The organism is Heliorestis convoluta (assembly GCF_009649955.1).
GTDB lineage: Bacteria > Bacillota > Desulfitobacteriia > Heliobacteriales > Heliobacteriaceae > Heliorestis > Heliorestis convoluta.
In genome coordinates this window covers 1,156,651-1,176,977 of record NZ_CP045875.1, presented here as the reverse complement: position 1 = coordinate 1,176,977, position 20,327 = coordinate 1,156,651, and the positions used below count along the sequence as shown (strand labels likewise).

Below are 20,327 nucleotides of genomic sequence, written 5' to 3'. Positions count from 1 at the left end.
TGCCTAATTGATGACCTATAAGCATCTTAATCACCCTCTACCCCACTCTCCTGCAAGGCCTTCTTCGCATAAGCCCCGGCCATTTTCAAAGGCAACATATTTCCGTTAGTCAGGTAGAGATCGCCACCTTCTTCGGCAGGAATGGGGTCTAAGTTCTCCATGCGCCGCACATCGTTAACGGAAAAGAAGCCGTTTTGAATGCCAATGGCGTAGCCGTCCATGCGTGATTTGTAATCGCCACGCATAAGAGCAGAAGCGTTGAAGGAGACGAAGCATTGACCTTTTTCTTCTGCTTTGAAGAGTTTGCGGTTCATGGCTTGCTCGATTCGGACGAGCCAGGGTCTGACGGTGTGAACGACAAAGCTGATCGATTGGTTTTCGATGTTGCTAAAAGAGCTCTTGCTTAAGTCGGCGACCATGTGGGGCGGGACCTGAAAGATGCGGCAGATCTCTTCAATCTGGAACTTGCGGGTCTCTAAAAACTGCGCATCGGAGTTGGGCATGCTGATGGGTTGATATTGCAGACCTTCTTCTAAGACAGCCACTTTGTTGCTGTTGCCACTGCCGCCGTAAGCAGCTTGCCAGGCATCTCTTACTTTGCTGGGGTCTTTGATGGTCCCGGCGGTCGATAAAATCCCGCTCGGTCTAGCGTTGTTGGCAAAGAACTTGCCGCCATATTCTTCGGCAGCAAGGCTTAAACCAATGGCGTTTTTGGCTAGGGCAATCGGTGAGTAACCCATGACTCCATCAAAGCCAAGTCCTGGAATGTGCAATATATCATCGGAGCGAAGGTAATGAGTCTGGCCTTCTTTGTTGTAGCTGTAATAGAGCTTGCCTTTACTATCTCGGTCCACAGTCATCTTATCAGGCAGTAAAGGATAGAGAGCCAAAACATCACCGCGACCGTTGCGTATGATCTGCAAATAAGCGTTGCCCCATAAAAGAAGGTGGGTCATGATCGTTTCCCGGAGGGTAAAGGAGGTCATCTCTTCGTTCGGTTCATCATGGAGAAGGCGATATAAAGGGTGGTCGACCATTTTTTCTTTGCCATCACCGAGATAGCGGTAAGTGTGCAGAGGCAAGGAAGCGACCGTTTCAGCAATAATGCGGACACAGGCAAAGACGGCTGTTGTTTGCATGGAACTGCGCTCATTGACCACTTTGCCGGCTACGCTTTGGCCCATGAAGAATCTGGGCGCTGTGCTGACGGCATCTTGCGGTGCTTGCGGTTTGTCGCGGGCTTTGAAGAGGTTCTTGAGAAAGTTGAACATCGCTTTGCTATCACTCCAAAATGATCATATCTCGTTGGTCATAGATCGAGTCACTTGCTTCTGATGAGTGTACCGTCGCTCGAGCTAAACCCATGATCAAAGCGACGATGCCATCGATTTTCTCGGTCGACTTTTCTTTGTCTACTTTGATATTGCCATCCGGATCGCTTTTGACAAAGATGTTATCAGCCATCCAGCGTAGGACGGGGTGGCCGCCGTGGGCGATTTGTTTGCTTAAGACAAGACGCATTAGTTCTTTTGTCGGTGGAGACATATCTTTGAAACCTTGGCGGAAAGGCACGACTGTAAAGCCCATGGCTTCTAGGTTCTGGCTCATTTGGGTGGCGCCCCAGCGGTCGTAGACGATTTCTTTGATGTTGTATTTTTCGCCTAGCTTTTCGATGTATTTTTCGATAAAGCCGTAGTGAACCACATTGCCTTCGGTTAAGTTCAAAAGGCCTTGGTCGTTCCAGATAGGATAAGGCACACCATCGCGTTTGGCTCGTTGGGGCAGCGTTTCTTCCGGCAGCCAGAAAAAGGACAACACCTGATACTTGTCTTCTTCATCGAGCGGTGGAAAGACGAGGACAAAAGCGGTGATATCGCTGGTCGACGATAAGTCTAAGCCGCCGTAACAGGGACGGCCTTGCAAAGCTTCTGGATCAACAGCAAAGTTGCAAGCGTCCCATTTGTCCATGGGCATCCATTTGATCTCTTGCTTGAGCCACATATTGAGGCGCAGTTGCTTAAATAGTGCCAAGTCGGCTGGGTCGTCTTTGACTTGCTGGTAATGTTCACGCACCCGCTCGATTTGAATGGTGTGGCCAAGACTCGGGTTGGCTTTGTACCAGTTCGCTTCGTCTTCTATGTCGGCATCTTCTTCTAAGCCATAGATGATCGATAAGAAAGTGGCGTCGACTCTTTTTCCGTCTAAAATGTCTTTGGCTTTGCAGTGCATGTCCCAACCATAACCGGAAAGCTTGTTCCCCGCTGTTGTTAGGTATAAAAAAAGAGGTTGGCTACGAGCATCGCCAGAGCCGGTGGTGAGCATCTTGGCCAGATCCTCGTTGGGGTAGGTCCAGATTTCATCTAAGATGACGCAAGAAGCGTTGATACCTGATTTGGATTTGACGTCAGAGCTTAAGACTTGAAAGAAACTGCCTGTTCTGGGGTAGACGATGCGCTTGGTGGAGCGAACGATGTTGGTCAATCTCGATAAAGTCCTGTTGCCTTCGACGAAATTGACGCTTGTGTTAAAAATGATGCTGGCTTGTTGGCGATCACAGGCGGCTACATAAACTTCGGCATTGGACTCGCCATCGGCTAAAAGCATATACAGCGCAATGGCCGCTCCTAGTTCGGACTTGCCGTTTTTCTTGCCGATCTCTACATAGGCTGTGCGGTATTGACGAGTGCCGTCTTCTCGCAGCGTTCCAAACAAGCGTTTGACCAAGTCCAGCTCCCAAGGCAGAAGGATAAAAGGTTTTCCTGCCCATTTGCCTTTGGTCAATCGCAATTGCTGGATAAAGTTGATGGCGTGATTGGCATGGGCTTCGCTATAGGGCATAGCCTCCTCTCCTTTCTGCCTCTTTTTAATCTGATGACTTAACAAAATCGTCGGCTTTAGGGATGGAAGCCAAGAGTTCTGCCATCTCATCGCCTTCAATGGTGCCACCGCGGTTTTCAATGTTTAAGCGGCTTCTGGCCGATGGACTGAGGCCCAATTCAGAGCAAAAGTTGCGCATCTGTTTTAGGTTCTGTTGGGCAATTGAAACCTGGGGAATCTGTTGGATGTAGCCGGAGCTGGTTTTGAGAATTGAGCCATGTTTGGAGATAAATTCTTCTGCTTCTTTCCAGCGAGCGTAGGCTTGACAGTAGCCGGCAAAAACGGCCAGATCGATTTGGGTCAATAAGCCCATGGCTTCTAGTTCTTTGGCCAGTCTGCGCCATTCTTTCTTGGCTTCAGGCTCGAGCCATGACGGGCATTTGGGCGCCTTTTTCGGCGGCTTCGGTTCGTTTTTGTTGAGTGGTCGTTTGCCTGGGTTGCCTTCTAGTTCTTTGAGGGCCGTCGGTTTAGGGGGCCGTCCTCTACCTGCCATAACTTTCACCTCCTCCAATGGTTGGCGAGATCTGGCCATGAAAAAAGGAACTCTCCTTTTTGGAAAGCTCCTTGGATTGATAGTAGGTCGGTTTTATTTTTTTGGTATGTGGTTTCGCTATTTAGGTGTTTGACTCGTCGCTCTTCTCTTCTGTCGCTTCTGCTGCTTGCTCTTTTTCTTCTAAGACCCCATCGAGCAGGCCTTCAATCTTGCTTGGCGGCGTTGGCTTTCTAAAGGCACCGTTTCCTGCTAGCTTTTCCGTAAGCACTTTGCGACTTTTCTTGTAGTCACTGCCGATCATGCCGATGCGAATGAGCCAGGTTCTAAAAGCGTATTTGGGGTTCTCTTCTTGCACTTGCTTGAAAGAGGCGCGTTTTTGTTTTTGTGCTTGCTGGTGAACCAGGGCGATGAGGTCTTGAAAAGCGGCGATTCTCTCGGGCGTTAAGTTGTCTGTGACCAGCTTGATGGCGTAGGTCTTTTCTGTAAAATCGAAGTCTAAAGCTGGGTAGCGGTCTCTGCCCAGTTCTTTCAGCGCTCTTTCCAAATCTTCTAAGCTCTTGATTTCGTATTGGCTCAAGTCTTCGGCAAACGTTGCATCCATGAGCGGCTCGTTCACTTCAAAGGCTTTTCTGATTAAGTGCTCTTTGCTGTAAAGCATGTTGATCAAGTTTCTCAGGGTTGTCCCGCTGTGGTCGGCGAAGGGAATCTTTACTTCCATGCAGTCGAAGGGTAATAGGTTCGGGTTTTCCATGGGGCTTTGACTCGACTCTTGCTGTTCAGCCCCTTGGTCGGGCTCAACTTCGGGCGCAGGCGGGTTCAGAATCTCCTCGATGGTTATCACTTCCCCTGTAGCTTTTGTGATCGTCCCTTCTCGGTCGATCCTGTAGCTTTCTTCTTCGGTGACAATCTCGTAAGCAAAAGTTGGGGCGCTGAGATACTTTGGTTTGACGCCTAAGTAGTCACCTAGTTTTTGGACCAGCTCTTTTCTGCTCATCGGCATGACCTCCTGTGTTTTGGTAGTACATATATCACTCAAAGCACAGGAAATAGCAAGCCAATTCTAGCGATAAGATGCATGTTTTTAGGTGAGTTCTAGAGCTGTGTAGCGAGGGAATTCATAGCCTTCGCTGTTCACTAGAACTTTTGTTCCAGTTTTGGCGTTGATCACGCGGATGCAGCGAACCTCTCCTTGTGGGGTTACGCCTCCGCTTTCTGGGCTGATCCAGTCTTGGTCGGCAAAGAAGTCACTGGCAAAAGCGCGAAATTCCTCATCTTGAAGGACCACTTCTTTGGTAACTTTGTAGGGTTGTCCTTTTTGTCTTACCTCGAGGGCTCCCTCCGTGGCTTCTCTCAACTCTCTCAGGTTGCTGAACTTTCTCCCAAAAAGTGCTCTCATGGGCTTCACTCCACTTCCACATAGTCCATCAGGATTGGCTGAAGGTAGTAGCATATTGCCATAGGTTTTCATCGATAGCAACTTCATGGGTTTTCAAAAATTTGAGTTAAGAGATATAGCTAAAAAGACTCAGCAAAAAGCTAAGCCAGCAATGCATCTTCTTTCGCTTTCGGCTTTGGTAAATCAGCAAAAGCGGTCTTAACGCCATCGCGCAGGACAAAGACTTCTTCATCAGTGCCCACTTGCTCGATGTATCTTTTCACAATGACAGTGGCGTACTTGGGGTCTAACTCTAGGGTGAAACAAATTCTATCAATCTGTTCGCAAGCAATGAGCGTAGAGCCACTGCCGCCAAAGGGGTCGAGGACGATGGCGTTGACTTGTGAGGAGTTTTTGATTGGATAGCATAGGAGCGGGACGGGCTTCATGGTGGGGTGATCGCTGTTTTTCTTTGGTTTGTCGTAGTTCCAGACCGTTGTTTCTGAGCGGCCTGTGTACCAGCGGTGCTTGCCGCCTTTTTTCCAACCAAAGAGAATCGGTTCGTGTATCCAGTTATAGGGGCTGCGGCCGAGGACCAAGGAGTTTTTCTTCCAGATACAGACGCCGCTTAAGTGAAAGCCGGCTTCTATGAAAGCTTTTCTAAAGTTCAGCCCTTCTGTGTCGGCATGAAAGACATAAGCCGAGGCGCCTGGGGCCATGTTTTCGGCCATGTTGGTAAAGGCAGAGAGAAGAAATTGATAGAAGGCTTCATTATCTTGCTTGTCGTTTTGAATCTTCAAGCCACTGGCGCTTTCAAAGTCCACGTTGTAAGGCGGATCGGTTAGGAGCAAGTTGGCTTTTTTGCCATCCATCAAAAGGCGCAAATCTTCTGCTTTGGTGGCGTCGCCGCAGAACAAGCGGTGGCGGCCTAAGAGCCAAAGATCGCCGCTTTGGACAAAGGTCCCTTCTTCTAAGGCTTTGTTGACGTCATAGTCATCTTCTTTCGCTTCTTTGTCGTGTACCTGGTTGAAGAGATCGTCAATCTCGGCAGCATCAAAGCCGGTTAAGGTTACATCAAAGTCTTGTTCGTCCAGCTCTTTGAGTAAGTCGGCCAGGGCTTCATATTCCCAGTCGCCTGTTACTTTGTTTAAGGCTACGTTGAGGGCTTTTTCTCTTTCCGGTGATAAGTTGACGACAACACATTCTACTTCTGTATAGCCTTCGGCAACTAAAACTTTGTAGCGCTGATGGCCGCCGACGATGTGCCCTGTCTTTTCGTTCCAGATGATAGGCTCTACATAGCCAAACTCGCTGATGGAGCGCTTTAGCTTTTCGTAAGCTGGGTCGCCGGGCTTGAGGTCTTGGCGAGGGTTGTACTTGGCCGGTTTTAGATTCTTGACCGGCACTTTGCGGATCGTCATGGCGTCCATCAAAGGTTGGCCTCCTTTATGTGTTCTTTTGAGTCAATCATCTAGGGTAGTTCTTTTGCGTATACCCCTTTGGGAGCTTCTGTTGAATGAATCTTTTTAGGCAACAAAAAAAGCTCGAGCAGTGAAGCTTCGAGCGAAAAGAGTTTAGAACAATAACGAGTGCAGATAGGTTGTAAATTGAGCGCAGAATGAGCGAAAGTCATAGTCAGATAAAGTGCAAAATCATACTGAAGTCGGTTGTGATCAGTCAATACTTTTGGTCAAATAGCACTCAAATTGTGCAGAAAAAAGCGTAAAAAGGCTGAAAAGTGTGCCTTTATTCACTATGAATCGGAAGAAGAAGCACTCCCGTCTTGAAATTTCCTAAAAGGCTGCAGGCCTTGATTTTCTAAGGTTTTTGGCCCTATCCCCAAACTTTCTAAAGAGCCAAGAAGCCCTTAGATACCCCCCTTACGATTTTCGCGAATTCTAACAGACGACCAAGGCGCGTTTGGGGTTGGGGCCTTCTGGTAAGATGATAACCCCCTAGGGGTACGTTCCTCTGGGGAATCTCGGCGCGAGTTGTACCTTTAGGAGTTCTTGCCTAGAGGTTCTTGGTGCGCTTGTTCCCTAGGGGGTTCTTGATGGGGTTGCCAAAGCCGCCGTCTTCTTGAGCTGTCTTTTTGCTGTGACATTTCTTGCATAAGCTCTGCCAGTTGTTCTGGTCCCAGAAACGTTTGAGGTCACCATTGTGGGGGATGATGTGATCGACTTCGGTGGCTTCAGTGACTCGACCGGCTTGCAGGCAGTGGGCGCAGAGGGGATGGGCTCGCAAGAAGGCTCTGCTCTTTTTGTGCCATCGGTAGGTGTAGAGCTTGCTGTTTTTCTGGTTCTGCTCTTTAGCGATTTGTCGTTTATGGCTATCGCAATAGCGGTCATGGGTCAGTTCGTTGCAGCCTGCATAGCTGCAGATGCGTTTTGGTTTCCAGGGCATGATGGATCACCTTTTCTTGTTTGCAGGCATAGAAAAAGCCCTCGAGCGTTTTTGCTTCAAGGGCCGGTTTTTCAAGAATGCTGCGTTTCCTAAGAATCGGGGTGATCTAGCTTAGGCTTATGCTACAGCATGTGGTACTCTTGTGTTTTTTCTATGCCTGGTCACTTTATAGATTAGCAGATTTTCGAGTCGCTTACAGTCGCTTTTAGTCGCTTCTTTTCAAAAGCGCTTCAATTTCTTTTAAGGCTCTGCCATGGACTCGAAAGACCCAACTGCGGTCGTAGCCTAGGGTCAATGCAATCTCATCCCAGGACTTGCCGCTGATGTAGCGCAGTTCTAAAAGCAGGCGGTAGTTCAGATCGCTAACCTCGTTGATTGTAATCAGGATCTCTCGTTTCAAATCGACGAAGCGGTCAATGTCGCGGTTGATCTCTTCTCCCAGATCGACCACTTTGATGATGGCTTGTTCCATCGTAGAGTTGATGCTTTTGCCACCGGATACTTTTTCTTGTCCGATGCTTCTGCTTACTTTCGTTGTCATACTCTTTAAGTACTCTAGTTGTTCTAGCTTGCTGTTGATCATCTGATCGAGCCAAAGGGCTTGAGATAAGTATTCTTTGGCATTCACTTAGCTCGCCTCCTCTCCTTCTAGCAAGTCCATGCGGCCGTCGTAGTAGAGTTCGATGATTCGCTCTCGAGTCAATTCATCAAGAGAGTTTATTCGTTCAAGGGCTTTTTGTCTGTCTTGCTCAAATTGTTTCTTCGTTTTATAAAAAGCGCATTCAGGGTCTTGGCATTTTCTCACGTTGAGGATTTGGCATTTGCCTTTGTAGTAGCCAAAGCAATTGGACTCGTCCATCTTAACGATAACCTCCTCTCGGTTTGCAGGAACTGGTGAAGTAACGAATCGGTATGTTTTGTCTCTTTGCTTCTTCGATTTCTACGGCCATGCCGGAAGATATGTGTCCACCGAAAACCCAAAGCTCATGGCATTTAGTAAGTAGAACCATGCCCATCTCAATGCCAAGGAGCCGTTCAGCTGGATCATCATCAAAGAGAAACTGCGGGTACATAAGATGAGGAATGATAGGGACGACTCTTTCGGTGACAGCAAAGCGGCCGTAGCGTTTGGCTCGTTCAGTGTTGCCTTCAATGTCGCCAGCGAAGGGACTGCAGATAAAAACAACTTTTCTCTTTTGCTCTCGCTCTATATTGTTTAAGGCTTCAAAAGCGGTAGGGTCTTTATAGCCTTCACTGTTGTAGAGACTGTTGGTCATCTCTGTTCTCCTCCTTTTGTTGATCAATCGTCGCTTTGACCGCTTCCATCAGGGCTCGTTGACTGGTGTCTTTTCTTTCTAGCGCTTTCATCACGCGCTCGTCGATGGTATCTTTGGCAAGGATATGATGGATCACGACTGTTTGCTTTTGTCCTTGTCGGTGCAGTCGGGCGTTGGCTTGTTGGTAGAGCTCTAGGCTCCAGGTAAGTCCGAACCAGATGATGATATTTCCACCTGTTTGAAGATTAAGCCCGTGTCCGGCTGAGGCAGGGTGGGCTAAGAGAACGGGGATTTCACCTTGATTCCAACTCTTGATGTCTTGGTCAGATTGAAGCACTCTGGGCTTTACTTTCTTCAAATGCTCTAAGAGCCTGTCCTTATCATGTTGGTAACCGTAAAAGACGAGTACGGGCTTTCCGCTCGCTGCTTCAATCAACTCATCTAAAGCTTTTAGTTTTTCATCGTGAATCTCGATTGCTTTTCCTGTTTCATCGTAGACAGCCCCATTGGCGATTTGTAACAACTTGTTAACGAGTACAGCCGCTGAGCCGGCCAACACATCGCTATCTTTCATGGACAAGATCAATTCTTTTTCCAGTCGCTCATACTGCTCTTTCGCTTTTTGAGGTAGTTCTACTGAAATAATGTTTTCGATTCTTTCTGGTAGCTCGAGATAATCTTTGGCCTCCATGCTCAAACAAATATCTGAAAGCTTTTCATAAATCTCATCGCTGGCACCTTTTTTCAACTTCCAAGAGTAAACGACCATCTGGTTTCGCTTATCAGGTAAAAAATATTTCTCCCGATAGCTCGTTAAGGTTCTTCCTAACCTCTCGCCACCGTCTAACAAATAAATCTGTGGCCATAAATCGATTAGCCCGTTCGGTGCCGGCGTTCCAGTTAAGCCAACAAGTCGCTTGATCAAAGGTCGCACTTTTTTTAAGGCTCTGAAACGGAGAGCCTTGGAAGACTTAAAGCTTGAAAGCTCATCAATGACGACCATATCAAAGGGCCAATTATGTTGATAATGCTTCACAAGCCAGGTCACATTTTCTCTGTTGATGATATAGATATCAGCTTTTTTCCTAAGGGCCGCTACTCTTTGTTTTTCACTACCAAGTACTTTGGAAATTCTCAAGCCTTTGAGGTGTTCCCACTTTTTCACTTCTTCTTCCCAAGTGGTGCTGGCCACACGCAGTGGAGCAATCACCAAGACTTTGGAAATATCAAAGTAGTCATAGAGCAGTTCATGAATGGCCGTTAAGGTGGCAACAGACTTACCCATGCCCATCTCAAGAAAAAGAGCTGATTTCTTTTTTTCGATAATCCAGTTTGTAGCATAGGCTTGGTAGTTATATGGTTTATAAATCAAAGGACCAGCTCCTTTATCAGAGCATCAATGGCCTCGTAGTTATCAACGGTGTAAACGGGAAAGCCCAATAGTTCTAGTTGTTCTTTGCGCTTTTGTTGCAAAGCTCGTAGCCTTTTCGTAGGTGCTTTCACTTCTACAAAAGCGATCTTAGAATTCTTAAAAAGCACCAAGCGATCAGGCACACCTGCGCAACCAGGCGAAAGAAGCTTAAAAGCCAACCCGCCATGTTCCTTTACTTTCTTTTTCAGCCTTTTTTCTATATTCAGTTCCTTCATCAATGAGACACCCCTACAAAGAAGGTATACATCTCAATCCCTTTGTTCATAGGGCTTTCAGCGATTTGTAAACCCTGTATACCTTTTATAAGTGGACTTATACTTATATGGCGATTAGAGGGTATAGCCTTTCTATGGTACTCTCTATTCCTTCTATTTTCTTTTTTATAGTAGAAAAGGTATACATAGCATACATGGTATAAAGCGTAGTAGGCATAAGGGTTTCGATGTATACTTTCAATCTTGTTCAAAGTTTACAAGTATACATTTTCACGTCGGAATCCTTTTTGCATTCCATATGTTTGATCAAAGCGTACTGAACTTACTCTTTTCCAGCCTGGTGTATGTAGAATGATCATGTTGATTTCTTTGGCATCATATCTCGTCATCGTTGAGATATCTTTTTGGAAAAGCTCCTCCCAAACCATCTGGGCGCAGACCTTATTTAGTTTCATTGTTTTTTCAGGCTGACTATCACCTTGCCGTAAATGGAGATAGGCTCTTCGTGTTCCAATGTCTAATTCGTACCAGTTTGTAGGGACGGATGTTTCCAGATAGGTTCTGATACTTTCAGCAATTGGGTTCTCTTGTGTATGGGCAGCTTGAATCATTTGTGCTTTTTCTTCGATCTCTTTGCTTAGAGCCAATGACTCACCTTGTTCATACAAAACCTTGGCTTCAGCCCAAATCTGGTCTACTTCTTCATCTGTTAAATCAACCCACATATTTTTGCTACCACCGCCGTTGACGGTAATCGGTAAGAAGCGTCGGTTTCCAGTGGGATCATTTAAGAAGTCATAATCGTTGGTGGTTCCGAAGAAGACGCATTGCCTTTTGAACGTTTCATTGTGCCTGCCATAAGCAACTCTGAAGGTATCCTCGGACTTAGAAATAAAATGCTTAACTGCTTCTACATCTACTTTTTTAGTCGCTGTCAGCTCGGCCATCTCTAAGATCCAAACACCTTGCAACTGTTCGTAGGCTTCTTTGCCTTTTACAGTAATGAAAGAGTCGGAGTGCCAGTCTTTGCCTAATCGCTTTATGATGTAGCTTTTGCCGATTCCTTGGGGTCCCACAAGAACGACAGAATAGTCAAACTTAGCACCGGGGCGGTAGATCCTAGTAACAGCGGCAACTAAGATTTTTCGGGTAAATGTGCGCACGCATTCGTTGTCATCAGCACCGAGGTAATCAATCATGATTCTTTCAATTCGCTTACGACCATCCCAAACAAGGCTGCTTAAATAGTCTTTTATAGGATGAAAAGCATGCTTTACAGCAACTTCGCTCCAAGCATCGGCAATGATACCGGCACCTTTGATGCCATACAGAGAGTAAAGGTAGTTTCGCAAGCTGGCATCATCGCTGTCTGTCCAATAGTCCCCTCTTGCTCTGCTTCGCCAAGGAAGATCGTCTTTGATAACAACGCGATGGACAAAATCGTTCAAGGCGATCCGCTCTTTAAGTGCCCGATCATTTTCGAGAATAAGGATGACGTTTGGTGCAGTCGATAAAACGTTCCCCTTCTGATCTCTCGTTAGTTCCGTAAGCCATTCTAACTCTTCTTCTTGAAATTCTTCTTCTGCCAGATTCAACTGCTCTTTGCCCATCGTAAGCTTGACTTGCTTGTCCTTTAAGGCTTCTTCTGTCATTGCTTGATAAGAGGGTAGGCGATTAATCGGCGTGCCTTCTTTCACTGATTCGTCGAGGTCGCCAAATAAATGGATACGGGCCAAATCAAAGGCGTTACAAAGCTTTCCTCCGATGGGATCAGTAGAGTGATGAGAATATGCAAAATCTCCATTTTCATATATCACCAAGCCACCGGATGTTGAACCAGCTGAGTAGGTGTAGCGATTCGGATCGTCGCAAGGTGTATATCGATCGCTTAGGTATTTTTCAATCACCTCTGTGACCGAGTAGGTCCGGCAAAAGGCACCGACAATGCCGGCTTTCCCTTTGGGGTCACCTTGTTTATCAGCCAGCTTCTTCCTCTCACTGAGCGTTCTTGAGCTTTCCGGCCAGAAGGATGAATCTTGCCAATCAGGGTATCTAGCTAGGATAACATCAGGATCAACCCAAGGCTCGTCCAAGACCTTAAAAACAAAGTCGCCGTCTGCTGGTGTGGAAGGCCAGTACATGAGTCGATGGACCTGGAAAGTTGTATCATCAAAAAAGTCAATGCCTAAATCTGCTGCAATTCTTCTGGCAATCGGTACATATTCATCGGCAGTCACAGGCCTCAACAGCGGAATGACCAATCTCAGTCTTGGCTTGGTCGGATGATGTTTATGGGTGGAGTAGATGGCGCATCCGTGGCCAAAGATAGTCTCCACAGATGCCCATAAATCTCCTTTTACATAATCGGCGTCAAGGGTTATCAACTGTCGCCATACTACGCTGTTGTTTTTTCGCCTGCCTCCTTTTAAGGTGCCGCCAACGAAACCTCCTACATCTTTGACTTCATCTTGCTTTGCTTTGGAGAGTTTCTTATACTCTTCATACTTTTCAGGCGTTCTTATGGTGTTGCTCAATCGATTGACCAGTTCAAGCCAGGACATCTCTCGATTTTTCCAGCTTCTATCTTTTCTTGATCGGCCGATGGCGATGGTTAGGAGTCCGTCGTGTTCCAGACTTTTTACTTTTTGGGGGTTTGCAATCATAGAGTTCACCTGCCATGACTGAGATAGTTTAGAGATGATCTTAATCTTTCTTGTAATAATCCGTTTCGAAGCTATCAGCTTCTAAAGGTAACCCTGGTGCCCATTCAATGGGTTGACTCATCACTTTTTCAACTTCAACTTTTGAGCCTACGTCGTATGGAACATCGAGAATGACTTCATCATGGACATGGAAGTTGATCTTATACCCTGCATCACTTAGTCGAAGCATGGATGTTGCCAAGCAATCTCTTGCTATAGCTTGGATGATGTTTTCCGTGAGCTTTCCTCCATAGGTTGCGATTCGTCCCCACTGTTTGGTTCCTTGCTCAGTTCCTTCATAGGTCAATTGTTCTTTGCCAAAACGTTCATCTTTGCCGATTTTCGGTCTTACATAAGCAAGCGAGCGTCCTGAAGGCAACGTGATAAATAAAATCCCCTTGCTGTAATGAAAGGTAAGACCATACTGCATCTTGATGACGTTTTTTTCTTTTACTGCTTTAATGGCCGCTGCTTCTATAGCCCACCAAAGCTTTACGATATTGGGGTTGGCTTCTCGCCATGCGGTAACAAGCTCGGGAAGTTCCTCTTCTGTAAGTCCCATCTCCAAAGCCCCCATCTGCATCAAGGCCCCCTTCGAACCGCCATAGCCGAGCGCCAATTCTGCTATTTTTCCTTTCTGTCTCAGTGGACTGCCTTTGTCGATTTGTTCAATCGATACATTGAACATTTGAGCTGCTGAAGCTTCGTAAATCTTTCCATGACTTTGAAAGACCTCGAGCCGCCAAGACTCTCCTGCCAGCCAAGCGATGACGCGGGCTTCGATAGCTGCAAAGTCTGCAACAATAAAACGACATCCCTTTGAAGGAACAAAGGCTGTTCTGATTAACTGAGAAAGTATTTCCGGCACCTTATCAAAAAGAAGCTCCATTGTTTCATGGTTTCCCGCTTTGAGAAGCTCTCTGGCCACATGCAAGTCGCTAATGTTGTTTTTAGGTAGGTTTTGAATTTGGACAAGTCGACCGGCCCAGCGCCCTGTGCGGTTGGCACCGTAAAACTGTAGCAAACCTCTGATCCGTTCATCTTTGCACATAGAGCGATTCATGGCTTCATATTTTTTGACGGACGTTTTAGCCATGGCTTGCCGTAGTTCTAACAACCTCTTAACGGTTGGGTTTTCTGCTTCATCAAGTAAGGTTTTGACGTTCTTTTTGGACAAGCTATCTACTTCTATGCCTTGCTGGAGTAGCCAGCCCTTTAATTGCGCCGGGCTGTTCGGGTTTTCTAACCCTGTCAAACGGATCGCTTCTTCTAAAAGCTGGCTCTGAATAGCCTGGTCTGCCGTTATGGCCTGTTCAACTAGCTCTTTATCGATTCGGACCCCTTTGTCGTTGATCTTCTGATCTAACTCCCAGAGCTTTTGTTCCTCTTTCGGTATAGGAAAAGCTTCTAACTTCTTGCGGATTTGCCGCTCCACTTCAACGTCCTGTTGACAGTAGGCTTTGAAGGATCTCCATTTTTCTTGATCGTGCTTTGGTAGATTTCTTGTTCTGCCTTCGTTTGTTTTTGTCGGTTGACAAGGTATGGAGAAATAGCGAATTAAGGCTTTCCCTTCTTTTATCTTTTGTTCTTTTAACTTTAAGCATTGGGCCACGCCATCGAGGTTGCCTGGTAGCCCTAGCAGCAAGGCATGAACAGCCGAGCATCTCCATTGCTCTGACGGCATCGGTTGATTCAGATAAGCTGCTAAACAGGTCCGTTCAAAATTGGCATTGTAAGCTGTTTTGATAACAGCGGGATCGGTGATAGCTTTACGAATTTCCTCAGGTATTTTCTCGCCTGAAGCAAGATCAACTATCTCTACTTCTGCATCATCAATAGCGTAGGCGAAAAGTAAAACCTCAAAATCGTGGGCTTCACAGTAGGCATAGACCCCACTTTGGGTGAGGTCTACACTACTGTATGTTTCTATATCAATGGCCAAGGTCTTCATGGCCATTAACCTAAAACGTCGTCGTCATCTTCATCTGAAAAATCGTTTTCAGCACTGCTTCTGCCGCCTAAAGGCTCGCCGTCTTCTGTTTTCATGATGTTTTGCAACCCTGCCGCGATCCCACGATTCCCATTTACATTAAAGGGATACAGCGTAATGCTCACTCGTCCAAAGCAACCGGAGTAGAATTCACTTTGATCTAGAATTGGGTTCAAATCAGCATCTACAATGCCCGGTTTTATTTTGCTGTTGGCGTTGATGAAGTAAGCGTTTGCGTAAGCCTCATCACCTTCTCGATCAACATCCCCATCGCGGAGCGGGGTTTTTAGATTGGCTGGGATCTTGCCACCGAATTTGTCTTTATTCTCTTGTTTAACCTTTTGAATCGCATCATTCACTTTTTTAATGGTCTTCTTGTCGGACTTGGGAATGATGATGCTCACCGAATACTTCAAGTCGCTTCCATTCACGCTGACCGGTTGATGCACGTTGGCGTAGCTGAATCTGACGGGGTTTTCTTTTGTTCCAATGACGATTTTGTTCATTCTTTTTCCTCCTAATTATTGAAGTCCGCTTGTGGGGACGCTTTGATCTCTGGTCTTTGATCATCCTCGGGCACCAATTTGATCTTACCTGGTGCTTTTGTTACCAAAGCTCCGATAAGTTCGTTGAATCTTTTTTTACCCAGTTCTTTTTCCAGTGCTGTAATGGTCTTTATGGACTTTTTGTAGATTGATTCGTCATCATAACCGGCAGATTGTAAAGCTTTGATTACTTCATCTTCATCTGTGTACTTACGGGTGCCTCTGCCTTCTACAAGCTTCAAGCCTGGCCACTGTTTGTTTTCATCAATGGCCATTGTTAAAGCATACTCCTGCACATCTTTGGCCCAGCTCAAAAGTTCATCGATAGACGTTAACACTTCTACTACTTCTTCATCCGTCAAAAACGGCGGCTTTTGGAAATCGAGGCAGGCAAGCTTTTGATTCTCCTCTGCTCTGGCCCTGCAAAGGGCTCTAATTTTACAAAAGCGGCAGTGATCACCGACTTGAAAATCTCCTTCTCCTTTAAAAGCTTGTTCTGCTTTAGGCTTGACCACCTCATCGGCCCACTTGAGAAGCTCTTCTACTGACATTTCATAAGTAGAGAAGCTGTCAAGCCTGGGTTGACTGATGGTCATCGAGATGGTTTCGATGTCATATAAAAAGCCAAATTGATTGATTGCACCCAGCGCATAAAGCTTCATTTGCGTGTTCTCAAAGGCACTGACGGCGATCCCCTTGCCATATTTCAGATCGATAATTTCTAAATTCTTATCACCAATAATGGTTGTGTCGGCCGTACCAAAGCCTTCGGGGACCCATGGACTAAAATCAAGGCGTTGCTCTAGCAAGATGACTGCGTCTTGGGTTACTGCTTTAGCTTCGTAGAAACGTTCAAGGCAGAAGTCTTTATGTAGTTCGGTTGCCTTGTTCATTTCATCGGTAAAAAGAGGGTCAGCTCGTAGCTCTTTCAATTTTCTCCCGTACTTCTGCTTGGAAATAATTCCTAGCTCTTTTGCAATCTTTAGTTCAGCTATGTTATGAGCCAAAGTTCCTTCATTAGCGTAAAAAGACGATTCTTCTTCCATAGCTGCTTCAAGCCTTGGTGCCTTTGTACAAGCCAGCCATCGGTGAGCGCCCGATGCGGACAATAAGGCGTGTTCTGTCACTACAATCCCCCCGCCCGCTCTAGCAATTCGGCATATCTTTCTCGGGGAATATCACTAAGTTTTTTAGCGTTAAACTCTGTGATGAGAGCTTTCACTTCCGCTTGCTTCCCTTCTTGCGACAGAGCGGCCAGTTTTGACCGGACTTGTTCCAATGTGACCTCGGGGGCTTGTCCTTCTTTTACATTTGCCACTTCTTTTGCTTGTTGCTTATTCTTAGATGATGGCTTTGGCTGCTCTTGTTGTTTCGGTTCTGTTACCCCTTGCTCTGCGGGCTTTTCTTTTTCTTCATTTATAATCGAAGAATAAGGAAGAACCCTAATCAAGCGCTCAATTGACTCAACCAAGTCAGGGGCTTTCAGGCTTACTTCTACTTTGATATTCACTTTCTGCACCTCACCAATCATTTGTAACTCTTATTCAACATGTTGATTTAATTCAACACTTTCAACAAAAAAATATGCCTCAAAAGGCTCTTTCGGGTATGCTTTTTTGAATTTGACAATGAACTCTTGACCAACTGCGCTGTTTTTCTTTTTGATCCTCCATAGTTGCGAGCGGCTAACCTTTAACTTCTTGGCCATTTCTACTTCCGTTAGTTCGCCTTGTAGTTGCAAAAAGTTGGACAAGTTTAATCGAATGTTGTTAGACGGTGCTTTCAAAGCTTTTTTCTCCTTCCTTGGATGTTGATTTGATGTGACACTAAGACTATATCACGACACGTTGCTTTTAATCAACACTTTATCTGACACTTTCCGTCATTGTTGCATCGGTGTTACACTTGTGTTACAATAGCACTGTGAAGGAGGTGCTATTATGTCTGATAATTTTTCAAACGAAGCAATAACTTTAGGAACTTATATCGCACAAAAAAGACAAGCAACAGGCCTAAGCCAGCGAGAGCTAGCCAAAGACATACAAATTAGTCACTCTACTATATCTAGAATTGAAAAAGATGACGGTATCTCCCCAGACAATGCTACTTTAAGAGCCTTAGCCAATAGGCTGAACCTTGATTATAATTTTTTGCTAGCACTGAATAAATCAATTGATGATGAACCTGAAATTCGTGTTATACAAAGGGCGGCCAAAAAGATGAATCCTGAACAAAAGCAGAAGATGTTAAATATCTTAAAAGCTTCTTTTGATGATTTATTTGAGGAGGATAAAAATGCTGAATGATAGCAAATTATAAAAATGCTGTAATCGAAAGTGCCGAGACACTAAAAGATTACAGCATTAATCAAACGCCTATTGACCTAGATATTATTTTAGATGCTCTGAAAAGGACCATTCGCTTGTTCTCGTATAGTGATTTTTCTACGAAAAACGATATGAGCATAGTTGAAATATGCGACCAATTTGACAGTGAGCTTGGTGCTTGTGTTTACGATAAAAAAACAGAAAGATACGTAATCTTTTACAACGATACGAAAAATAACAGAGGCTTAGAACGGTTTACAATTGCCCATGAACTGGGCCATATTTTTTTAGGGCACCATCAAGATGCTAATACAGATATTTTGATCAGAAGAAACATATCGGCTAGCAAATATAGAAAATTTGAAAATGAAGCGAACTGTTTTGCTCGTAACCTTCTTGCTCCCATTCCTCTTGTACAGCGCATCACAGATATTAAAAAACCAAGATCTGCAAACGATATCATGGAAGCATTTGAAGTGTCCTATAAGGCTGCTGTTACTAGACGCAATCTTTATTATGATGATAAGGCTATGATAGAAGATAAATATCATAACTATTTCGATACTTATTCCATCTTATATGGTCATTATTGCCTTACCTGTAACAACGCAGAAATTGATTCTAACGGTTACTGCAAAATATGTGGCGAAGAAGCAGCTATATTCGAAAAGAGCTGTGACCGAGTATACTACGATGGTGTCACTGTCGATCAAGATGGACGGGCTGTAGAATGTCCTAGATGTGGCAATGAAGTTTTCTCTGATGAAGCTAGATATTGCAAGATTTGTGGTGCCTTAGTTGTTAATTATTGTCTTGGCCGCTCGATGCCAGTTCCCTTCATTAAGGACCTTATAAGTCATCCGATTAACGACGGTAACGCCCGTTATTGTAAAGAATGCGGTTCTAAAACAGCATTTTACAAGCAAGGTTTTTTGAAAAGTTGGAATGGCACTGTTGATGTTGGTAAGGGCCAATATTATAAATCTACGGATCAGTTGAATCAATTTGGCAAAGTGGCTGAAAGCCGCTCAGGTTTTCTTAAAAGTAAAGCTAAGTAATTTATTGTAGCGTTTTTCTGATAATATCCACTTCTTTTTTGTGGTGGTTAATTGAAATGGGGTGCCATCAACTATGATGAAATATAATGACGGTTTTCCAATGGATGAAAACATGCGTGTTACTATCTGTCCTCTGTGCGAAAACAATGATTTTTCAACCCAGGCTCATTATTGTAAGATTTGCGGAACGAAGTTATTGAATGAATGCGAAGGCGATCCGGTATACGATAATTACGGGGATATCGTAGATACTGTTTATCATAGTAACCCCGGCGACGCAAGGTTCTGCGAGATCTGCGGTAAGCCCACCTATTTCTCTAATTCCGTCTTTCTCAAACCATGGCAGGAAGTGAAAAAAGAGGATAACAATTTTCTAGCCGATTTGAAGCTAATAGATAAGAGAAATAAAAAGGGCGCAAGTAAGTTGAAGAAGCCCAGTCGCATTATTAATGATTTGCCTTTTTAGCTTGTTGTTAGTTGGATCAATGCCTGTCTTGGTATGATTTTTCATTCTACTCAACCTATCTTTTTTTGATCCAATTAGGCATAAAAGTAACAGAGCTATCGTAATACTATCTACTAAGAATCTATGATTCTTTGAAAACTAAAAATGGGAGGAGGAACAGTGTACCATGTTAAATCTTGATTTTGCGCTAGCTATACTGGCCATTATTATTATAGTAATATGTGGTCGTTAGCCCCACTGGGGGAGGGTGACTAAGTCATCCTCTTAGGGCAAAATAGAATATAACATATAGCACTGTTCCTTAAAAATAATATAAAAACCTCGATCTCATAATTGATGATCGAGGTTTTTATTGACCAAGAATATCTGCTTGGAAAGTAAGCGTCAATCGATGCCCACATAGAAACGCGATTAAACTTGTGCGATAATCCTCCCAAAAGGATATGAATCTGGGGGGATTTTTCTATGATGACCAAAGAAGAACTGCGATTAGAATGGGCAGAACGATTGGCTGCCTTCAAGGAGAGTGGCCTTAGCGTCCCAAAGTGGTGTGCAGCCAACGATGTCAAAACCCATCAATTACGGTACTGGCTTCGGAAAACCGAGGAAAGAAAACAAGCTCCGGCAATGCTTCATGGTTGTCTGTAGAAGTAGGTGAAACGTCAGAACGAGATAGCTTGGCAAGCCCTTTGGTTATTCGTGTGGGACAAGCTGTCATCGAAGTAAAGCCAGGCTTTGACCCAGCTCTTTTAACACAAGTTGTTAGGACGCTGAAGACACTATGTTAAATGAGGCTGCTGTAGAAAGGGTTTATTTGGCTTTGGGCAATACAGACCTCCGAAAGTCAATTGATGGTCTAGCTGTAATTGTCAAAGAAGTCTTTGAGCTAGACCCTTTCTCGCCTTGTCTCTTTGTTTTCTGCAATCGCCAACGTGATAAACTCAAGATTCTCCACTGGGATAGAAACGGTTTCTGGCTATATTATAGACGTTTAGAACGGGGAAAGTTTCAATGGCCATCTGAAGGTCGTGCTACTCCAGTAAAGGTTAGTCGTCGCGAGCTACGATGGTTGCTCGATGGCCTAGCCATTGAGCAAAAACAAGCCCATCAAGAAGTAACAGCCCGTACTATCATCTAAATCTTCCTCCAATCTTTCACCCCTTTAAA

General features: G+C 45.0%; 24 protein-coding genes. 6 read left to right on the top strand and 18 right to left on the bottom strand.

Annotated elements, in window-relative coordinates; translation table 11 throughout:
* Positions 1-26 precede the first annotated feature (26 nt).
* From FTV88_RS05420 to FTV88_RS05335, 18 genes are all read right to left on the bottom strand, one after another.
* Complete coding sequence (locus FTV88_RS05420; protein ID WP_153724740.1) at positions 27-1,271, bottom strand: phage portal protein; 1,245 nt, start codon at positions 1,269-1,271, stop codon at positions 27-29.
* Positions 1,272-1,281: 10 nt separating this feature from the next.
* On the bottom strand, positions 1,282-2,838 hold the full coding sequence (locus FTV88_RS05415) for a terminase large subunit (protein WP_153724739.1): 1,557 nt from the start codon (positions 2,836-2,838) through the stop codon (positions 1,282-1,284).
* Positions 2,839-2,863: 25 nt separating this feature from the next.
* Positions 2,864-3,370: a phage terminase small subunit P27 family gene (locus FTV88_RS05410; protein WP_153724738.1), complete on the bottom strand. Its 507-nt coding sequence runs from the start codon at positions 3,368-3,370 to the stop codon at positions 2,864-2,866.
* A gap of 121 nt (positions 3,371-3,491) precedes the next feature.
* Positions 3,492-4,364: a virulence-related protein gene (locus tag FTV88_RS05405; RefSeq protein WP_153724737.1), complete on the bottom strand. Its 873-nt coding sequence runs from the start codon at positions 4,362-4,364 to the stop codon at positions 3,492-3,494.
* Between the two features lie 87 nt (positions 4,365-4,451).
* A complete protein-coding gene (locus FTV88_RS05400) occupies positions 4,452-4,838 on the bottom strand; it encodes a hypothetical protein (protein ID WP_368277520.1) in 387 nt (128 codons plus the stop codon).
* Positions 4,839-4,906: 68 nt separating this feature from the next.
* A complete protein-coding gene (locus tag FTV88_RS05395; RefSeq protein ID WP_153726526.1) occupies positions 4,907-6,166 on the bottom strand; it encodes a site-specific DNA-methyltransferase in 1,260 nt (419 codons plus the stop codon).
* Between the two features lie 592 nt (positions 6,167-6,758).
* The gene (locus tag FTV88_RS05390; protein WP_153724736.1) at positions 6,759-7,148 is read right to left on the bottom strand and encodes an HNH endonuclease; all 390 of its coding nucleotides are present in this window, start codon (positions 7,146-7,148) and stop codon (positions 6,759-6,761) included.
* A gap of 205 nt (positions 7,149-7,353) precedes the next feature.
* Positions 7,354-7,776, bottom strand: a complete 423-nt coding sequence (locus FTV88_RS05385) for a DUF1492 domain-containing protein (protein WP_153724735.1) — start codon at positions 7,774-7,776, stop codon at positions 7,354-7,356.
* Positions 7,777-8,007 carry a hypothetical protein gene (locus FTV88_RS05380; RefSeq protein WP_153724734.1) on the bottom strand — a complete coding sequence of 77 codons (231 nt, stop codon included), beginning with the start codon at positions 8,005-8,007 and terminating at the stop codon, positions 7,777-7,779.
* Position 8,008: 1 nt separating this feature from the next.
* Positions 8,009-8,425 carry a DUF7768 domain-containing protein gene (locus tag FTV88_RS05375; protein ID WP_153724733.1) on the bottom strand — a complete coding sequence of 139 codons (417 nt, stop codon included), beginning with the start codon at positions 8,423-8,425 and terminating at the stop codon, positions 8,009-8,011.
* Positions 8,400-9,797, bottom strand: coding sequence for a DEAD/DEAH box helicase (locus FTV88_RS05370; RefSeq protein ID WP_153724732.1), 1,398 nt, complete (start codon positions 9,795-9,797; stop codon positions 8,400-8,402). The genes FTV88_RS05375 and FTV88_RS05370 overlap by 26 nt, the downstream gene beginning before the upstream one ends.
* The gene (locus FTV88_RS05365) at positions 9,794-10,072 is read right to left on the bottom strand and encodes a VRR-NUC domain-containing protein (protein WP_153724731.1); all 279 of its coding nucleotides are present in this window, start codon (positions 10,070-10,072) and stop codon (positions 9,794-9,796) included. Before FTV88_RS05365 ends, FTV88_RS05370 begins: the two co-directional genes overlap by 4 nt.
* A gap of 254 nt (positions 10,073-10,326) precedes the next feature.
* Complete coding sequence (locus FTV88_RS05360) at positions 10,327-12,735, bottom strand: virulence-associated E family protein (RefSeq protein WP_207707919.1); 2,409 nt, start codon at positions 12,733-12,735, stop codon at positions 10,327-10,329.
* 40 nt (positions 12,736-12,775) lie between these two features.
* Positions 12,776-14,725, bottom strand: coding sequence for a DNA polymerase (locus FTV88_RS05355; RefSeq protein ID WP_153726524.1), 1,950 nt, complete (start codon positions 14,723-14,725; stop codon positions 12,776-12,778).
* A gap of 5 nt (positions 14,726-14,730) precedes the next feature.
* Positions 14,731-15,270: a DUF2815 family protein gene (locus tag FTV88_RS05350; RefSeq protein WP_153724730.1), complete on the bottom strand. Its 540-nt coding sequence runs from the start codon at positions 15,268-15,270 to the stop codon at positions 14,731-14,733.
* Positions 15,271-15,281: 11 nt separating this feature from the next.
* Complete coding sequence (locus tag FTV88_RS05345; protein WP_153724729.1) at positions 15,282-16,436, bottom strand: DUF2800 domain-containing protein; 1,155 nt, start codon at positions 16,434-16,436, stop codon at positions 15,282-15,284.
* Positions 16,436-16,819 (bottom strand): hypothetical protein, encoded by a 384-nt coding sequence (locus FTV88_RS15620; RefSeq protein WP_207707918.1) that lies wholly within the window; start codon positions 16,817-16,819, stop codon positions 16,436-16,438. Before FTV88_RS15620 ends, FTV88_RS05345 begins: the two co-directional genes overlap by 1 nt.
* 30 nt (positions 16,820-16,849) lie before the next feature.
* Positions 16,850-17,095, bottom strand: a complete 246-nt coding sequence (locus tag FTV88_RS05335) for a hypothetical protein (protein WP_153724728.1) — start codon at positions 17,093-17,095, stop codon at positions 16,850-16,852.
* 154 nt (positions 17,096-17,249) lie between these two features.
* On the opposite strand from FTV88_RS05335, the gene FTV88_RS05330 reads away from it, so the two are divergent.
* From FTV88_RS05330 to tnpB, 6 genes are all read left to right on the top strand, one after another.
* Positions 17,250-17,615 carry a helix-turn-helix domain-containing protein gene (locus FTV88_RS05330; RefSeq protein ID WP_153724727.1) on the top strand — a complete coding sequence of 122 codons (366 nt, stop codon included), beginning with the start codon at positions 17,250-17,252 and terminating at the stop codon, positions 17,613-17,615.
* The gene (locus FTV88_RS05325) at positions 17,612-18,694 is read left to right on the top strand and encodes an ImmA/IrrE family metallo-endopeptidase (RefSeq protein WP_153724726.1); all 1,083 of its coding nucleotides are present in this window, start codon (positions 17,612-17,614) and stop codon (positions 18,692-18,694) included. Before FTV88_RS05330 ends, FTV88_RS05325 begins: the two co-directional genes overlap by 4 nt.
* A 73-nt stretch (positions 18,695-18,767) precedes the next feature.
* Complete coding sequence (locus FTV88_RS05320; protein ID WP_153724725.1) at positions 18,768-19,160, top strand: hypothetical protein; 393 nt, start codon at positions 18,768-18,770, stop codon at positions 19,158-19,160.
* Between the two features lie 465 nt (positions 19,161-19,625).
* The gene (gene tnpA / locus FTV88_RS16230; RefSeq protein WP_438266909.1) at positions 19,626-19,808 is read left to right on the top strand and encodes an IS66 family insertion sequence element accessory protein TnpA; all 183 of its coding nucleotides are present in this window, start codon (positions 19,626-19,628) and stop codon (positions 19,806-19,808) included.
* Positions 19,799-19,948: a hypothetical protein gene (locus FTV88_RS16225; protein WP_438266908.1), complete on the top strand. Its 150-nt coding sequence runs from the start codon at positions 19,799-19,801 to the stop codon at positions 19,946-19,948. The genes tnpA and FTV88_RS16225 overlap by 10 nt, the downstream gene beginning before the upstream one ends.
* Positions 19,942-20,298: an IS66 family insertion sequence element accessory protein TnpB gene (gene tnpB, locus FTV88_RS05310; RefSeq protein ID WP_153724724.1), complete on the top strand. Its 357-nt coding sequence runs from the start codon at positions 19,942-19,944 to the stop codon at positions 20,296-20,298. Before FTV88_RS16225 ends, tnpB begins: the two co-directional genes overlap by 7 nt.
* Positions 20,299-20,327 lie beyond the last annotated feature (29 nt).